The 14,064-nt window shown below is 39.8% G+C and carries 17 protein-coding genes and 3 pseudogenes; 7 read left to right on the top strand and 13 right to left on the bottom strand.

Annotated features, from left to right (window positions below):
* Positions 1-17: 17 nt before the first annotated feature.
* Together H9564_RS01455 and H9564_RS01450 are read left to right on the top strand one after the other, a co-directional pair.
* Positions 18-653, top strand: coding sequence for a Crp/Fnr family transcriptional regulator (locus tag H9564_RS01455; RefSeq protein WP_191683801.1), 636 nt, complete (start codon positions 18-20; stop codon positions 651-653).
* Positions 654-720: 67 nt separating this feature from the next.
* Positions 721-897: a hypothetical protein gene (locus H9564_RS01450; protein WP_191683887.1), complete on the top strand. Its 177-nt coding sequence runs from the start codon at positions 721-723 to the stop codon at positions 895-897.
* 277 nt (positions 898-1,174) lie between these two features.
* Here H9564_RS01450 and H9564_RS01445 read toward each other — a convergent pair whose 3' ends face one another.
* From H9564_RS01445 to H9564_RS01395, 11 genes and pseudogenes are all read right to left on the bottom strand, one after another.
* Entirely contained in the window at positions 1,175-2,005 is an 831-nt protein-coding gene (locus tag H9564_RS01445) for an alpha/beta fold hydrolase (RefSeq protein WP_191683800.1), read from the bottom strand.
* Between the two features lie 21 nt (positions 2,006-2,026).
* Positions 2,027-2,575, bottom strand: a complete 549-nt coding sequence (locus H9564_RS01440; RefSeq protein WP_191683799.1) for a cysteine hydrolase family protein — start codon at positions 2,573-2,575, stop codon at positions 2,027-2,029.
* A gap of 1 nt (position 2,576) precedes the next feature.
* On the bottom strand, positions 2,577-4,019 hold the full coding sequence (locus tag H9564_RS01435) for a nicotinate phosphoribosyltransferase (RefSeq protein ID WP_191683798.1): 1,443 nt from the start codon (positions 4,017-4,019) through the stop codon (positions 2,577-2,579).
* Positions 4,020-4,136: 117 nt separating this feature from the next.
* Positions 4,137-4,844 (bottom strand): NUDIX hydrolase, encoded by a 708-nt coding sequence (locus H9564_RS01430; RefSeq protein ID WP_191683797.1) that lies wholly within the window; start codon positions 4,842-4,844, stop codon positions 4,137-4,139.
* A 213-nt stretch (positions 4,845-5,057) separates the two neighbouring features.
* The gene (locus tag H9564_RS01425; RefSeq protein WP_449826296.1) at positions 5,058-5,432 is read right to left on the bottom strand and encodes a phage portal protein; all 375 of its coding nucleotides are present in this window, start codon (positions 5,430-5,432) and stop codon (positions 5,058-5,060) included.
* 80 nt (positions 5,433-5,512) lie between these two features.
* Complete coding sequence (locus H9564_RS01420; RefSeq protein WP_191683880.1) at positions 5,513-5,992, bottom strand: IS3 family transposase; 480 nt, start codon at positions 5,990-5,992, stop codon at positions 5,513-5,515.
* On the bottom strand, positions 5,977-6,249 hold the full coding sequence (locus H9564_RS09080) for an IS3 family transposase (protein ID WP_449826297.1): 273 nt from the start codon (positions 6,247-6,249) through the stop codon (positions 5,977-5,979). Before H9564_RS09080 ends, H9564_RS01420 begins: the two co-directional genes overlap by 16 nt.
* Positions 6,250-6,407: 158 nt before the next feature.
* Positions 6,408-6,941, bottom strand: a complete 534-nt coding sequence (locus H9564_RS01410) for a helix-turn-helix domain-containing protein (RefSeq protein WP_191683796.1) — start codon at positions 6,939-6,941, stop codon at positions 6,408-6,410.
* Positions 6,942-7,142: 201 nt separating this feature from the next.
* Positions 7,143-7,421, bottom strand: coding sequence for a type II toxin-antitoxin system RelE family toxin (locus H9564_RS01405; RefSeq protein ID WP_191683879.1), 279 nt, complete (start codon positions 7,419-7,421; stop codon positions 7,143-7,145).
* Positions 7,422-7,423: 2 nt separating this feature from the next.
* On the bottom strand, positions 7,424-7,651 hold the full coding sequence (gene relB / locus H9564_RS01400; RefSeq protein ID WP_191683795.1) for a type II toxin-antitoxin system RelB family antitoxin: 228 nt from the start codon (positions 7,649-7,651) through the stop codon (positions 7,424-7,426).
* Positions 7,652-7,718: 67 nt separating this feature from the next.
* Positions 7,719-9,281, bottom strand: a pseudogene (locus H9564_RS01395) (terminase large subunit).
* Between the two features lie 386 nt (positions 9,282-9,667).
* On the opposite strand from H9564_RS01395, the gene H9564_RS01390 reads away from it, so the two are divergent.
* A complete protein-coding gene (locus H9564_RS01390; protein WP_191683794.1) occupies positions 9,668-9,841 on the top strand; it encodes a restriction endonuclease subunit S domain-containing protein in 174 nt (57 codons plus the stop codon).
* A 20-nt stretch (positions 9,842-9,861) separates the two neighbouring features.
* Positions 9,862-10,791 (top strand): annotated as a pseudogene (locus H9564_RS01385) (site-specific integrase).
* Positions 10,792-10,846: 55 nt separating this feature from the next.
* Here H9564_RS01385 and H9564_RS01380 read toward each other — a convergent pair.
* Positions 10,847-11,253 (bottom strand): annotated as a pseudogene (locus H9564_RS01380) (restriction endonuclease subunit S).
* A 151-nt stretch (positions 11,254-11,404) separates the two neighbouring features.
* On the opposite strand from H9564_RS01380, the gene mazE reads away from it, so the two are divergent.
* Complete coding sequence (gene mazE, locus H9564_RS01375) at positions 11,405-11,629, top strand: type II toxin-antitoxin system PemI/MazE family antitoxin (RefSeq protein ID WP_191683793.1); 225 nt, start codon at positions 11,405-11,407, stop codon at positions 11,627-11,629.
* A complete protein-coding gene (locus H9564_RS01370) occupies positions 11,616-11,984 on the top strand; it encodes a type II toxin-antitoxin system PemK/MazF family toxin (protein WP_318241061.1) in 369 nt (122 codons plus the stop codon). Before mazE ends, H9564_RS01370 begins: the two co-directional genes overlap by 14 nt.
* Positions 11,985-12,134: 150 nt before the next feature.
* Here H9564_RS01370 and H9564_RS01365 read toward each other — a convergent pair whose 3' ends face one another.
* The gene (locus tag H9564_RS01365) at positions 12,135-12,296 is read right to left on the bottom strand and encodes a hypothetical protein (protein ID WP_191683791.1); all 162 of its coding nucleotides are present in this window, start codon (positions 12,294-12,296) and stop codon (positions 12,135-12,137) included.
* A gap of 854 nt (positions 12,297-13,150) precedes the next feature.
* On the opposite strand from H9564_RS01365, the gene H9564_RS01360 reads away from it, so the two are divergent.
* Complete coding sequence (locus tag H9564_RS01360; RefSeq protein WP_191683790.1) at positions 13,151-13,888, top strand: glutamine amidotransferase-related protein; 738 nt, start codon at positions 13,151-13,153, stop codon at positions 13,886-13,888.
* Positions 13,889-14,064: the final 176 nt, after the last annotated feature.

The following is a 14,064-nucleotide window of genomic DNA, read 5'->3' as shown; positions in this document are numbered from 1 at the left end:
AAAGGACGATGAATTTAATGGCTGATTTATGTGTTAACTTAGTACCACTATTTAATGCTTTACCTCAGGATGAGAAGATGCAAATCGAAAAATTAGTTCAGCATAAAAACTATCAAAAGGGTGAAGTGATAATTGATCCAATGATAAATGATAATTTAGTAATTGTCGCTGATGGTAACGCTAAGCAGTACACCTTAGATGAAGACGGCTATGAGAATGTTTTGCAAATCTTGCATACTGGTGATTATATTGGTGAGGATTGGCTTTTTGGTCAAAAGAATATCAATAATTACGTCGAGGCTACGGAACACAGTGAAATTTGTTTATTAAAACGGCAGGATTTATTGAAGCTGATGCATAAACAGCCAGAATTAAGTATTCGATTATTGGAACTAAATATTGTTAAAGTTTCGGAAATGCAAAAACAAGTTCACTTGTTGGCTTTGCCGAAGGTTGAAGACCGGTTATTAAAGTATTTACAAACATATACAGATGAAATTGGTAAAAATAATTTTACCTTACCCTTAAAAATGAAAGACTTAGCCTTATACCTTGGAACAACACCTGAGACCCTGTCTCGTAAATTTGCTTTATTAGAAAAGCAAGGTCAACTGAAACGTCAATTACGTCGAATTGAATTATTCGAAAATTAGTTTAGTTAGGCAATTATTGCTTAGTTGATAATATACACGTTATATCATTATGTTAATTTGGGGATGCATGTTTCCACTAATTCAAGGTAGTGATATTTGGTCATCGATAGTGGGGATGTTATGGATTAGCGCTTGGATACTAATGGGACCGTTGAAAAAAGGATTAACTATTAAATTTGTTACTCCTAAACTCGATAAGAAATACCCATTAACAATCAACCGCATTGATAAGAATCAAGAATAACGGAATTTTTCAGGAAGTTTAAATACCAGCAATTAATTGTGATTAGGGGCGACTTTAATTTCTGGAATCATTATTACATTTGTTTTGCGGGATAACAACCTGGGACTTATTAGCGGCTTAACAGTGGTTAGTGCAGGGCAATGTGGATACCTGTTAAAGAAGGCTATTGTTCATTAGGATCATTAACCATATGAAAAAGAGACGTAACGGTGACGAAAGTGTCATTCGTTGCGTCTCTTTTATAATTTCAAAGTGGTTTAATAGCTGCAACTCAGTGTCAATATCGATGACGATTAATCCACTGGACGACTTCTGAGTAGATATCCCATTTTCGTTGGGGCTCGTCAAAAATATTGTGCATTAGAGAAGAGTAGACGTGAAGCTCTTTGTCATTAGAAGCAATCATTGCGTAAGCTTCTAATGAATCATGATAATCAATCAAACCGTCTTTTTGACCTTGTAAAAACAATAGTGGATCCTTAAAGCCAGTTAAGTGTTCCCGAAGGAAGTAAGCTCCCTTAATTTCATTCTGCAAAATTCCAACTGTCAAGTGATGCAGATTAGCAGGATCATTTTGAATTCTATGAACTACTCGTGGATCACTGTTAAGCCCTGTACTTAACACGTTAGGTAATTGTTTCTTAGGGTCGCCTGTTAAACCCTTACTCCATGAATTTGGTGCTTTAACAATGGAAACTGGATCAGCCACCACGAATCCATCAACCGTTTGCGGGTACTTTATGCCATATAAGAGGACTGTTTCGCCACCCATGCTATGACCAATGACAAATAGGGGAAGGTTTGGATAAGCCGTTTTAGTCCTTCTAACCATTACATGTAAATTTTCATACAGGTCAGCTAAAGAATCCATATATCCCCGGAGTCCCTCTGATTTTCCATGACCAGGCTGATCGTAGCGAAAAACGTTGCAGTCATGCTTAACAAGAAAACTAGCGAAGGGGTCATAACTTTTAGCATATGATGATAACCCATGAACGATAATTATATTTACCTGTGGAGTTTCAGCTAAGTTCGTGATTGCGTGCAAATGAATACCCGGAGTGGCTGATTCAACCATCCTTTCAGTTCGGTTGCCATAAAAACTCATTGTTAGATACTTCCTTTTACGTTAACGAATCGTTATTCCAAGAACATTCTTGAAGTGTCCCATTGCCCACTTTGCTCCCAGTTCGGAGAAAGTAGCGACTGCCTTTTGCGGGATGACAATTTGATAATCACGGTTATATGCACTAATTGCCGTGTGTAATACACAGATATCGGTACATACTCCACAGATCCAGACATCGTTAATCCGCCGTTCCCGTAAATAATTGTCTAGATTAGTATTCTGGAAAGCGGAATAGCGGTTTTTGTTAAATTTATAGACGTGGGGATCAGTCTGATTTTGTTGGAACCATTGACCAACCTTGCCATATAATTTTTGTCCCTTAGTCCCGATAATATTGTGGGGTGGGTATAGGCGATGTTCGGGATTAAAATGATCATCTTTCAAGTGACCATCAGTCGGCAGAATCACGTAATCCTTATTTTTAAGAAACTGGTTAGCTAAACTAATGATGGGGTGCTCTAACGCCTGGGCTGGTTTACCGACGGTTAGGGATCCATTATCAGCGACAAAGTCATTTGTGTAGTCAATAATTAATAATGCTTTTGCCATTTTAATTCTCCTCAGCAAACTGGGCTTTGGTAATCAATTGTTCTTGAAGGTCAGCTAACTTAGCTGTTAAGTAAACCGGGTAGCGATCAGGGTTGACTAGCCGCTTACTTGCTTCTGGTAATTGAGCGAGCAATTGCCGGGAAGTTTGTTGAATCTTAAAGACATCCGTTTCCACCTTTACTGGCTGGCCTGCTGTTAGGTAGTTTTTTAATAGCGGCTTAGCAGTAAAGTTGGCTAAGACTTGACTGGCATTAGTTGCGGTAGGGTTGGAGTTAACAACCTTGAGCGGTGCAGTGATGGGTTCATCAGCCAGGGCAATGACATCGGCAATGGCCTTATTTGGCAGGTCATTACTGTAGATCCGGTAAACCTGCTTGTTGCCTGGAATAGTAACCTTTTCCCGGCTATCACTAACCTTAATCGTTGGGATCCATTTACCATTGACTTTTTCTTCCGCTAATTTATAAACGCCGCTTAAGACCGGACTAGAAGAACTAGTAATCAAGCGTTCACCAATCCCAAAGTTATCAATTGGTGCACCCTCGTCCAGCAGTGATTTCACAACGTGGGCATCAAGCGCATTAGAAGCAGTGATCTTAGCCTTTAGGAAGCCCGCTTCATCAAGCATCTGGCGTGCTTTAATGGCAAGTTGAGAAATATCCCCGGAATCAATCCGAATGCCAACTGGTTCATGACCATTGGCCCGAGCTTGCTTAAAGACCCGAATAGCGTTTGGAACCCCTGATTTAAGGACATCATACGTATCAACCAGTAGGGAAATTTTATTTGGATAAACTTTTGCCCATGCTTGAAAGGCGCTGAGTTCGTCAGGAAAGCTTTCTACCCAGGCGTGGGCCATTGTTCCCGCTGCGGGGATGTGGAATTGACTAGCTGCTTGCAAGTTTGAGGTACTGGTGCAACCGCCAATCACAGCTGCCCGTGCACCATAAGTGGCCGCGTCGGGTCCTTGCGCACGCCGGGCACCAAATTCCATTATTGGCAGTCCTTGCGCGGCATGGTTAATCTGCCATGACTTAGTGGCAATTAGTGACTGGTGGTTAATAATGTTGAGGACGAAAGTTTCTAAGAGTTGGGCCTCAATTAATGGACCACTAATGGAGATAATTGGTTCTCGTGGGAATACTGGAGTACCTTCAGGGAGCGCTTGAATAGTGCAGCCGTTTTTAATTTTGCTGAGGTAGTCCAGAAAATCAGGACTAAACTTTTTTAATAATTTCAGGTATTCAATGTTTTCCTTAGAAAAATGCCAGTTAGCAACTTGTTCAACTACTTGTTGGAGACCGGCCGCAATAACAAAGCTGCCGTTATCAGGAACCCGCCGGTAGAAAACGTCGAACCGGGCCTGACGATCATGGGGCAGGATGGCGTAATAGCCATTTGCCATTGAGAATTCATAAAGGTCGGTTAACATTTGTAAATCCATATTACCCACACTTTCTTTTAAGTAAAAAGTACTTTAATTATCGTAAAAATAAAAGTATCTTTGCCTTTTATTTACTTCTAGTGTAGATACTTTTTTTGAAAATGCAAGTTTATAAAATTAACAATTTAGCTTAAACAACTTTGGCGGCCGACCTGAGTGTTGTAATGAGGCGGTGCCGACTTCCTTAAACAGGTGGTTATGAGTTTTCTTAAAATTGGAATTATCGATTTGATCCAGGGTCGTTCCTAAGAACGCCGCAAAGACTTCCCGGGCCTGACGCAGGGTAAAGGAATCGCCGAGAATGTGGAGAATACCTGGTTGGTAATCGAGCTTATTTTTAATCCGATTAATGGCGGTGTTGATAATTTGAACATGGTCAAACGCAAGGTCAGAAGGTGTCGTTAGGATGAATTGCTGCCGATCGTGACTAATTACATACTTGTGTTGATCAGTACTCAAGGTAAACCATTGAGCGTCCGTTGCCCCATAGCCCGGATGCAGCTTGGGCGTCGAAGGCAGGTAAGTCATGTAGGCTAATGATAAGGCCCGGCTATCAGCAACCCGGTTGGGATCAGTAAAAGTAGCCAATTGTTCAGTTGAACTCATCAGCACCTGAAGGCCAATCTTATCGTCAATCAAGCGAATGCACGCTGCATCAGCACTTTCATGACTACGCAACAGAGTTTCTGGCAAGGCCCACTTGCCCTTTAATGGTTCATCTGCCCGTTTAATTAACAATAATTGCGGCCGGTGCAATTCTGTATTAAAGCTCCAAATGACATTCGTGATGGTGACTAAGGGGCGGGCAACAATCTTACTATCCAATCTGGACTCCTCCTTTCCAGATAATTAACTTACTTCTATTTTATCATTTACCTTTTATGCTGTAATGATGCGATGTCATTTCTCAATCATATGTTGAACCGTGTAATTAGCGACCAGCGCTTTGTTACAACAATATCTTAAAAATTAATTACTAACCTGCCATAAAATAGTAGAATTTATTGTAAGAAGGTGATCTGATGGTTAATCAAGTTCTCAGTGCCATTGACCATTCCGGACAATCTGGGCATAGGCGTTACCCCAAAGCAAAAGATGGTTCATCAAGGTTTCCCGGAAGATAAAACTGGTCATCTCTGGGTTAGGCGCATCATGCAGCAAAAAATAAAGAGGGTGCTTGATCGCCCGTTGCTTGTCGCCATCATTAGTGTATTGGTAAATATGAAGTGGTAATTCTGCTAACCCTTTAGCTAATACCCGGACGTAGGCATAAACAGCCGTATTCTGCATTGCTGTGCGTTCAGTTACTGTTTGTCCTGCCATCGAACTACCGAAGAGAAATGACATAGTGCTAGACAAGGTATTCTTAGGTGAAGCCTTGTTGGTGTGGAATAGTTTATTGAGAAAGCCCATAGCATCAGCTGCTTTCAGGGCATAATAAAAGCACCGACTTATGATGAAGTGCAAGACAAAAGTTAGACAAAATTAAAATATTAAGCTGCTAAGGCATGGTTTCGGTATTCGACTGGAGTCATGCCTTTTGTCTTTAAGGTTGTTCTGACATGGTTAAAGTATTGAACGTAGTCGTGAGAAAGTTCGGTTAATTCTGCGATATCCTTGCATGGCAGAAACCCTGCTAGTAACTCGGTCTTAAATAAGTGAAAGAAACTTTCTACTGGAGCGTTATCCAGGCAATTTCCTTTCCGCGACATGCTTTGAATAAACTGGTGATCCGCTAATTTTTGGGTATAGTAATCTAACTGGTAATGCCAGCCCTGATCCGAATGAATAATTGGGTGAGCATTATCAGGTAGATTGGTAATTAATTCTTCTATGGCTTTTATAATCAGTTTTTTATTCGGGCTGATACTTATTTGGAAAGCTAGAATCTCTTGACTCGCTTCATCAATCATTGCTGAGATGTAAGCCCACTGATGATTAGCTAAACGGACTTGTGTTACATCAGTATGGATAACATGATAGGGACGTTTTTCATTGAATCTTTGTTTAACCGATTTTCCGCAATCTTACCAACCGTACCATGGTAGGATGAATACTTACCATTACGATGGCGATTATACAAACTTACTTGAACATTTAATTCCCGCATTAACTTGCGAATAGTATCCCCAGCCAAATGTAATCCTATTCGGTCTAGCTCCATTTGAATACGACGATAATCTGCGGTCCAACGTCCACGAAGTCTAAACCGTTGGGCAATCTTTAGAATTTGAGCTTTAGCTTCTTCGTATTTGTCGTGAGAGCGGGCAATTCATTTACGTTCATCGTGATAGGTTGCCTTGGCAAGCCCAATGGTTTTGAGAAGATCACCGATCTTATAGCGCAGTTTCTTTGGTCGCTGTGATTGATCGTCCCTGATCTGATCCACTATTTGGTTTTTCTTCCTGGCTTTGAGGGTCCAAACAGGGACAGCGATTTTTTTAAGATATTACGCTCCATCTTAGTTTCGTAAAGTTCTTGGTTCTTCTTTGCCAATTCTTCCTTTAATCGTTCCAGCTCACTCTTATTAGCGAGCTGACGAGCCTGTTTTTTAGTATGTTTCACTTTAGAAGGCCTGCCTTTTGGGTGAGGCTTCAAAGCTGCAATACCGTCCCGTTCAAATTGCGAACGCCATCTTGAAACTTGCGCTGTTAAAATATTAAAGCGAGCGGCTACTTCAGCCATCGAATCCTCATGAGTTTGGTAGTAGTCTATCACATTTAGTTTAAAATCGGCGGTAAATATTCGTTTATGACGTCGTTTTTCAAGGGCGTTGATCCCCCTCAATTGGTATCCCTGAAACCATTCAGCAATACGTCGCCCATTAATTTGATATTTCTTACTTAAATCATTAGTACTTTGCGAAGTCGAAAGGTATTCATGAACAATTTGGGCTTTCAGTTCTGATTTATATTTGGTCATACAAAAAAGTGCCTCACAATCATTAGATTTCTTGTCTAACAATTGTAGGGCACTTCATGAAAAGCCGATGCTAATTTCGATTCTTTAATTCTTTTCACTTTTTGGGGCAGTAAATGTTTGATTATGCTTGAATAATCAAAGCCCTTTTGAATTTCTCGGTTAAATTCACTTTTTGATAGCTTTGATAGATCTAATGGTCGCTTACCTTTTTCGTTTGTAGACGTCATTTCTTTTACCTGCCTTGACAGCAACAACCGTAAAAACTTCATCTTGAATATCAGCAATGATGCGGTAACTACCAATTCGGTAACGCCACAGAGTACCGAGTTCGCCTTCCAGGGCTTTACCCCAAACTCGAGGATTATTAGAACCTTCGATATGTTTGTCAAGCCAATTAATGATTCGTCGCTGAACAGGTTTATCGAGATTTTTCTTAAAATCTTTTAGTGCTTTTTGATTAAATGACCAGGTGTATTTCATCATTAAAGACCTAATTGCCTCTTAACGTCATCGCGAGACACAGCTTGACCATGGGATTCGCGGATGTTTTTGACCGCATCTTGGTAGTCAAGGCTATCCTCAAGTTTTTCTAGAACGGCACTTCGCATGAATTCAGTGGAAGTTTGACCATCAAGATCTGCTTGTTTGTGAATCAAATTTAAGACGTCTTTATCAAAACGGATAGTGGTGGATTTAGTAGCAGTTGCCATGTTTGGACCTCCTTGGATTTGTTAATGATATTATATCATATCAGAATGCAAATGCGTTCTATTTTGATTAAAGCATCAATAGTCTGCGACCATCGTAAACCGAATCGCCACTATCCTCATTTCGAATAGCCCGATCTAAGCCCATGATAGTGGCTACCACGCCATCAATCTTCTCAGTAGATTTGGCTTTATCAGGTTTGATGTTACCAGCTGGATCAGTACGGATATAGATGTTATCCATCATCCAGCGCAGTATTGGGTGGCCACCGTGGGCAATCTTCTTTTCAAGGGTTAACCGCATCAGTTCTTTGGTCGGCGGCGTCATATCTTTAAAGCCTTGGCCAAATGGCACGACCGTAAAGCCCATTCCTTCCAGATTTTGCACCATTTCAACAGCTCCCCAGCGGTCAAAGGCGATTTCTCGGATATGATATTTCTTACCAAGATCGTCAATAAAATGTTCAATAAAGCCATAGTGGACAACATTGCCTTCGGTAGTTTGTAGATATCCTTGCTGTTTCCAGATATCGTATGGAACATGATCGCGGCGAACCCGTAAATCGACATTGTCTTCAGGAATCCAGAAGTAGGGGAGCAAAGTGTAGCCTTCCGATTCATCACGTGGTGGAAAGACAAGGACAAACGCAGTGATATCAGTGGTGGAAGATAGGTCTAATCCGCCATAGCAATCGCGCCCGCGTAACTCATCAGGATCCACTGAAAAAGCACAAGCATCCCACTTGTCCATCGGCATCCAACGAACATCCTGTTTAACCCATTGGTTGAGTCGGAGCTGCCGGAAAGTATTCTCTTCAGCTGGATTTTCCTTGGCTGAATTATAGGCATCCTTGGCTTTTTCCATCTTGACAGTAATACCGAGTGAAGGGTTAGCTTTTTTCCAGACGGCAGGACTCGACCAGTCTTCATCACGACTGGCACCATAAATAACTAGATGGAAGCGGGGATCATGTTTACGGTCTTTCATAATATCGATCGCTTTTTGATGAACTTGGTAACAGATAGAGTTTTCATCGTTACCAGCAGTGGTAATCAAAAAATAAAGCGGCTGAGTGCGGGCATCCCCAGAACCTTTGGTCATCACATCGTAGAGTTTTCGATTCGGCTGAGTGTGCAATTCGTCAAAGATAACCCCAGAAACGTTAAATCCGTGTTTGGAATAAGCATCAGCCGATAGAACCTGGTAGAAACTATTAGTTGGCTCATAAATCAATCGTTTTTGCGAAGCAAGAATCTTACACCGTTTCTTTAAAACTGGATTCATTCGCACCATGTCAGCAGCCACATCAAATACAATCGCTGCCTGTTGGCGATCAGCGGCACGACCATAAACCTCCGACCGTTCTTCGCCATCGGCACAACAAAGCAGCAGGGCGACTGCCGCAGCAAGTTCGGATTTGCCCTGTTTCTTGGGAATTTCCACATAAGCAGTGTTGAACTGCCGATAGCCGTCTGGTTTAAGAATTCCGAAGATGGCACGGATGATTTTTTCTTGTCAGTCAATCAGCTCAAAAGGTTTTCCTGCCCAGGTACCTTTGGTGTTGCAAAGGCATTCGATGAACGAAACTGCAAAGTCGGCCGCATCTTTGTTGTAGGTGGAGTTCTTGGACATAAAACGAGTTGGTTGATAGTTCTTTAGTTTGGGAACAGCGAAAGTTGGGGGGAAGATATTTTATCAATTCATACAGGAACTAATTTATTAGGCTCTGAATCAAATGATGGAATTCCGTTAATAAAAATGGGAAATCTAAGAAATAGATATTTTGATTTTTCTAAATTAGAATTTTTACCATTAAAATCATCAGTGAAGGAACAGGATATTCTAAAATACGGAGATTTTCTTTTTAATACCAGAAACACTCTAGAACTAGTTGGAAAGGGAGCAACGTGGTTATCTGAATTAAAAACGGCTGCTTTTAATAGTAATATTGCTAGGTTTGTCTTTAAATCTGATATTGATACAATTTTTTCAATTACTTATATAATACAGATAATATTATGGCTAAGATTCATGCTAGAGCAACCGGAACTACAAGTGTAGCAGCGATATATCCAAATACTTTAAATAATTTAACTTACAGATTACCAATTATTCATGAACAACTAAAGATAGGAAAATTCTTTAAGCAACTAGACTCCCTCATCGCCCTTCATCAGCGTAAGCCAAAATAGTAAATTGGAGGTTCATAGTAATGAGTAAAGATAATTTTACGAGAGATAGTCTATTCAAGGACTACTTTAACCATTGGATTAAGTTGTACAAAGAAGGTGCGGTTCGTCAGGTTACGCTTGAAAAGTATCAAAGTAACTATCAGCACCTAGCACAGATCATTCCAGATTTGAAGATGAAAGATTTTGACAGAAATGTGTATCAAGAGCTGTTAAACAAATATGTAGAAACACATGAACGACAAACAGTCATTGACTTCCATCATCAAGTGAAAGGTGCCATTTTAGATGCAGTTGATGATGGATTAATTGACAGGGATCCTACTCGAAAGGTAATTTTTAAAGGGAAGGCCCCTAGAGAAAAGAAAAAGAAGTACCTAAATCAATTTGAACTCCATAATTTGTTGGAGGACTTAGATTTAGGTACTTCTATAAATTAGGACTGGTTAATTCTTCTAATTGCTAAAACAGGTCTTCGTTTTTCTGAGGCACTAGGGCTAACACCTGCTGATTTTGATTTTGTAAGGCAAACAATTTCAGTAAGTAAGACATGGGATTACAAAAATAATACAGAGTTTCAACCAACGAAAAATCGCAGTTCTATCAGAAAAGTGCAGATGGATTGGCAATTAGGAATGCAGTTTCAACAATTGATCAAGGGACTCGAAATCGATGAGCCTATTTTTGTTAATGGAGCAGTTTGTAACTCAACACCTAACAAATGGCTTACTCGTCATTGTAAGAACTGCGGTATTCCGGAAATTTCATTACATGGGTTACGGCATACGCATGCCTCGTTGTTGATGTTTGCCGGTGTATCAATTGCGAGTGTTTCGCGAAGGTTGGGACACTCTTCGATTACGACTACACAAAAAGTATACATGCATATCATCAATGAGCTGGAAAATCAGGACAATGATTTGGTCATGAGGTACTTATCAAGTTTGAGTTAGGAAAATGGTGTATTTGGCTTACGCTGATGAAGGGCGATGAGAGAATCGAACTTCATTAAATATGAACCAATTTGTTTTGTTCTTCAATGTTTGGCAGTGAAATAACTTTGCTTTCCATATCTTTTTTTGTCACATGAATCATCGTTGATCCATTTGTATTTGAGCTTTATCAGCTTCTAATATTTGCAAAGTAAAATCTCTATCTAAAGACTCAGAGAGTTCAATTTTCCAGATATGGTAGTGATATATAACTTTTTCGCCATCCCAGATATGAGGGCCAAAAGTAGCTGACCAAGTATACACTAGGTCGCCTTTATCAATATAATATTTATCTGCTAGTTCTAGATTAGAATAGTACCAAGAATCATTTGTATAAAAATTACCAACACGAAGAACTTTATATTTTCCTGAATCTAATAATTCATTTTGTTTATAGGCTCGACCATTTATGAAAGTTGCCACTTCCCTCAACTTCCGCTGTTCCCAAGCGTCATCATTTTATTCTCAGCATTTTTGGAAACTTGTAACTGATGACCACAGTCGGCAAAGCAATTAAGTGATTGATTCCTGCAAGCCTCCAGTGTATACTAAAGATACACAAGGAGGGATTGACATGACTATTAAAGTTCGTAGAGTAGGTAATTCAGTGACGTTAACTATTCCTAAGTCGTTCAATGTTGCTCCAGGTGCTAAGTTTAAGGCCGAACTCCAAGACGATGGCTCAATTGTTTATCGTCCGGAACATCGGAATCCCTTTGAAGGGCATTGGTTTAAAGAAGACTTGCACCAAGAAGACGTAATGAATGATCACGAGGTACTGGATAGTGAGTGGAGTTAGGATGGATTATCTTCCTCATAAAGGTGATATTGTCACCATTGATTTTAATCCCAGTTCGGGGAGTGAGATTCGTAAGCGGCGCCCCGCTTTAGTAATTAGCAATTCACGGTACTCAGCTTTAACGGGATTAGCGGTAGTTTGCCCCATCACACATGCACAAAATAATCGTTTGAGGCAAACAGGACTGTTCGTAGAAGTTAAGAACGATCATGTTAATGGGGTAGTGAATCCGCTGCAATTTCACACTTTTGACTATCAAACCCGTTCAATGCGGTATTTAACACAAATTGACAATATTGCACTACATCAGGTTTTACAAGTTGTGCGTGATGTAATTGATGCTAAGGAGGAATAGCAACTATACCTTGCAATTTGAGGCTGAGCTGCTTTAATGACGAGGGCTTAATTACCTATGCTAATAAAAGATCGTCCGCAACTGGCCAAGGTTAACGGGACGGTCTTTTCGTATGCATAAAATATGAACGGTAAAACAACGTTATCTGGACTAATGTTTTGACTCTTTCTTAGCCAGTTTCTCGCGGCGTTGCTTGATAAACTCTTCAATCTTGATTAAGTCTTCTTCTTTAGCAAAGGTAAGGATGAACTGTTCTGTTCGGAATAGTTCAGAAGCTCGATTCCATTTTCCTATAAAGTTAAGTTTTCCCATGTTATCACCTTCGGTCTATAAAAATACCTATTCATGTAAATTATACCATGATAACTAAGCGATTGATTTTATGCACTCGACAGGCACCAAGTACGCTATAACATAGTAGCGTTCGTTGAGTTTCCGTTAGCTAATGAAATGTTAAAATAGTGAGACTGGGTATGATAAGCAAGCACTCATCTTAGTTAAATTGCTGTAGAAATTAATCCTTAGAAAGCAGCGACAAATCGCACTGTCTCAGCGTTTGAGGCAATGTGTGATTGGTATGAGTCGGACGCCACATGTTGAGAGTGTGACAGTACTGTCAAGGAGCTAAAGCGATGAAGAGAGTGCTAGTGATACTCCATGCGATAGCCACCCAAGAATGAGGAACGTAGTGACGAATGATTGGTTAGTGGCGAACCGCAGAGAGCGTAACGGTGCTTGAACAGGACTAGCAGGAGCATGAAAGCATTAGGAATGCTCAGTCAAGTCGTTAAGCTTTAGCTATTAACGAGTAGACTCATGCAAAGACTTTAAGAGAGCTAATGAAATGAAGCTCGATTGGAAAGTATTTAAATACTAATTTTAGAAATTTAAAGGTGTGCTAATTCTTACCACAGAAAGAATTAGCACACTTTTTGGTTTTTATGCAAAAAGTTAATTGAATAGACTAGGGCAATAGAATAAAAATAAATTTTGTCTTGCTTGCCAATTTTCTTATTTTGGACTTTTCTCTTATATTATTGGAATTTTAGGAAATTTTCTAATAATTATGATTACAAGAAATGACTTTTCAACTATAATGACTTTATTATAGGTATTTGCAGGCGATTCCTAAAATAATATTTGCCGTTGATTGAAAGAAAACAAAGATGAGAATTTGTTTTATCCAGCATGAACCTTATGTAGGACCTGGCTACTACTTAACTTGGGCACGAGATCATCAGTACGATGTTCAAATTATTAACTGTCATGTGGAAAAGCCCACTCCGCAATTGGTTCAGAAGGCAGATATGTTGGTTGTTTTAGGTGGTCCACAGAATCCTCATACGAGTAAACAGAAATGCTCTTATTTTGATGCTCAAGCGGAACGGGAGACAATTCGGGCCTTTATTCAACAACGAAGAATGGTAGTTGGCGTTTGTTTAGGAGGCCAACTTATTGGCGAGTCTCTTGGAATTCCTTATGAACACAGTCTTCATAAGGAGGAAGGAGCAGTTCAAGTTTGGCTGAATGAAAGTGGTAAACAAGACCCATTATTGCAAAATTTTCAAGATAGTGCTTTTCTTGGTGAATGGCACAATGATATGATGGGAGTCAATTCTCAAACGCCTGTATTAGCTTTTAGTGAGGGTTGTCCACGGCAAATTGTTCGTTATGGTGAATTGGTGTATGGATTACAATGTCATATGGAACTGACCCCACCGGATTATGAGAGATTGATTGATAAAATTGGGGATGACGTTAAGAAGTATCAGCAGTATCAATACGTCCAATCCGCTAAGGAAATTCGCAAAATTGATTGTCAAACAATGAATCGAAATTTAGTTAATTTCTTGGATAACTTAATTAATCGTTACCAAGAACTAAACGATACTCAAATAGATTAGTTGAATGTTGGACATTCTTTGTTGGTTTGATGTTCAGCTGTAAATCATTATTAGCAGAAGTTAATGGAATAAAGTAATTCTATTAACTTCTGCTTTTTGATTAGTGTCTTTAGACCTAGTTGAGCACGCGAGCAGAGCGAGTGTGCGAAACAAAAAACCACCTGCTATGCGGGTGG

Origin of the sequence: Limosilactobacillus avistercoris (assembly GCF_014836425.1) — a bacterium.
Lineage (GTDB): Bacteria > Bacillota > Bacilli > Lactobacillales > Lactobacillaceae > Limosilactobacillus > Limosilactobacillus agrestimuris.
Note: the sequence above shows the minus strand (reverse complement) of the source record. Positions and strands in the feature narration are given on the sequence as shown.

Coding starts and splice junctions, on each gene's coding strand:
- H9564_RS01440 (WP_191683799.1), bottom strand. CDS start 2,575: ATGGCAAAAGCATTATTAATTATTGACTACACAAATGACTTTGTCGCT.
- mazE (WP_191683793.1), top strand. CDS start 11,405: ATGACTATTAAAGTTCGTAGAGTAGGTAATTCAGTGACGTTAACTATT.
- H9564_RS01450 (WP_191683887.1), top strand. CDS start 721: ATGTTTCCACTAATTCAAGGTAGTGATATTTGGTCATCGATAGTGGGG.
- H9564_RS01405 (WP_191683879.1), bottom strand. CDS start 7,421: ATGAAATACACCTGGTCATTTAATCAAAAAGCACTAAAAGATTTTAAG.
- H9564_RS01445 (WP_191683800.1), bottom strand. CDS start 2,005: ATGAGTTTTTATGGCAACCGAACTGAAAGGATGGTTGAATCAGCCACT.
- H9564_RS01410 (WP_191683796.1), bottom strand. CDS start 6,941: ATGACCAAATATAAATCAGAACTGAAAGCCCAAATTGTTCATGAATAC.
- H9564_RS01390 (WP_191683794.1), top strand. CDS start 9,668: ATGGCTAAGATTCATGCTAGAGCAACCGGAACTACAAGTGTAGCAGCG.
- H9564_RS01360 (WP_191683790.1), top strand. CDS start 13,151: ATGAGAATTTGTTTTATCCAGCATGAACCTTATGTAGGACCTGGCTAC.
- relB (WP_191683795.1), bottom strand. CDS start 7,651: ATGGCAACTGCTACTAAATCCACCACTATCCGTTTTGATAAAGACGTC.
- H9564_RS01455 (WP_191683801.1), top strand. CDS start 18: ATGGCTGATTTATGTGTTAACTTAGTACCACTATTTAATGCTTTACCT.
- H9564_RS01365 (WP_191683791.1), bottom strand. CDS start 12,296: ATGGGAAAACTTAACTTTATAGGAAAATGGAATCGAGCTTCTGAACTA.
- H9564_RS01425 (WP_449826296.1), bottom strand. CDS start 5,432: ATGGGCTTTCTCAATAAACTATTCCACACCAACAAGGCTTCACCTAAG.
- H9564_RS01435 (WP_191683798.1), bottom strand. CDS start 4,019: ATGGATTTACAAATGTTAACCGACCTTTATGAATTCTCAATGGCAAAT.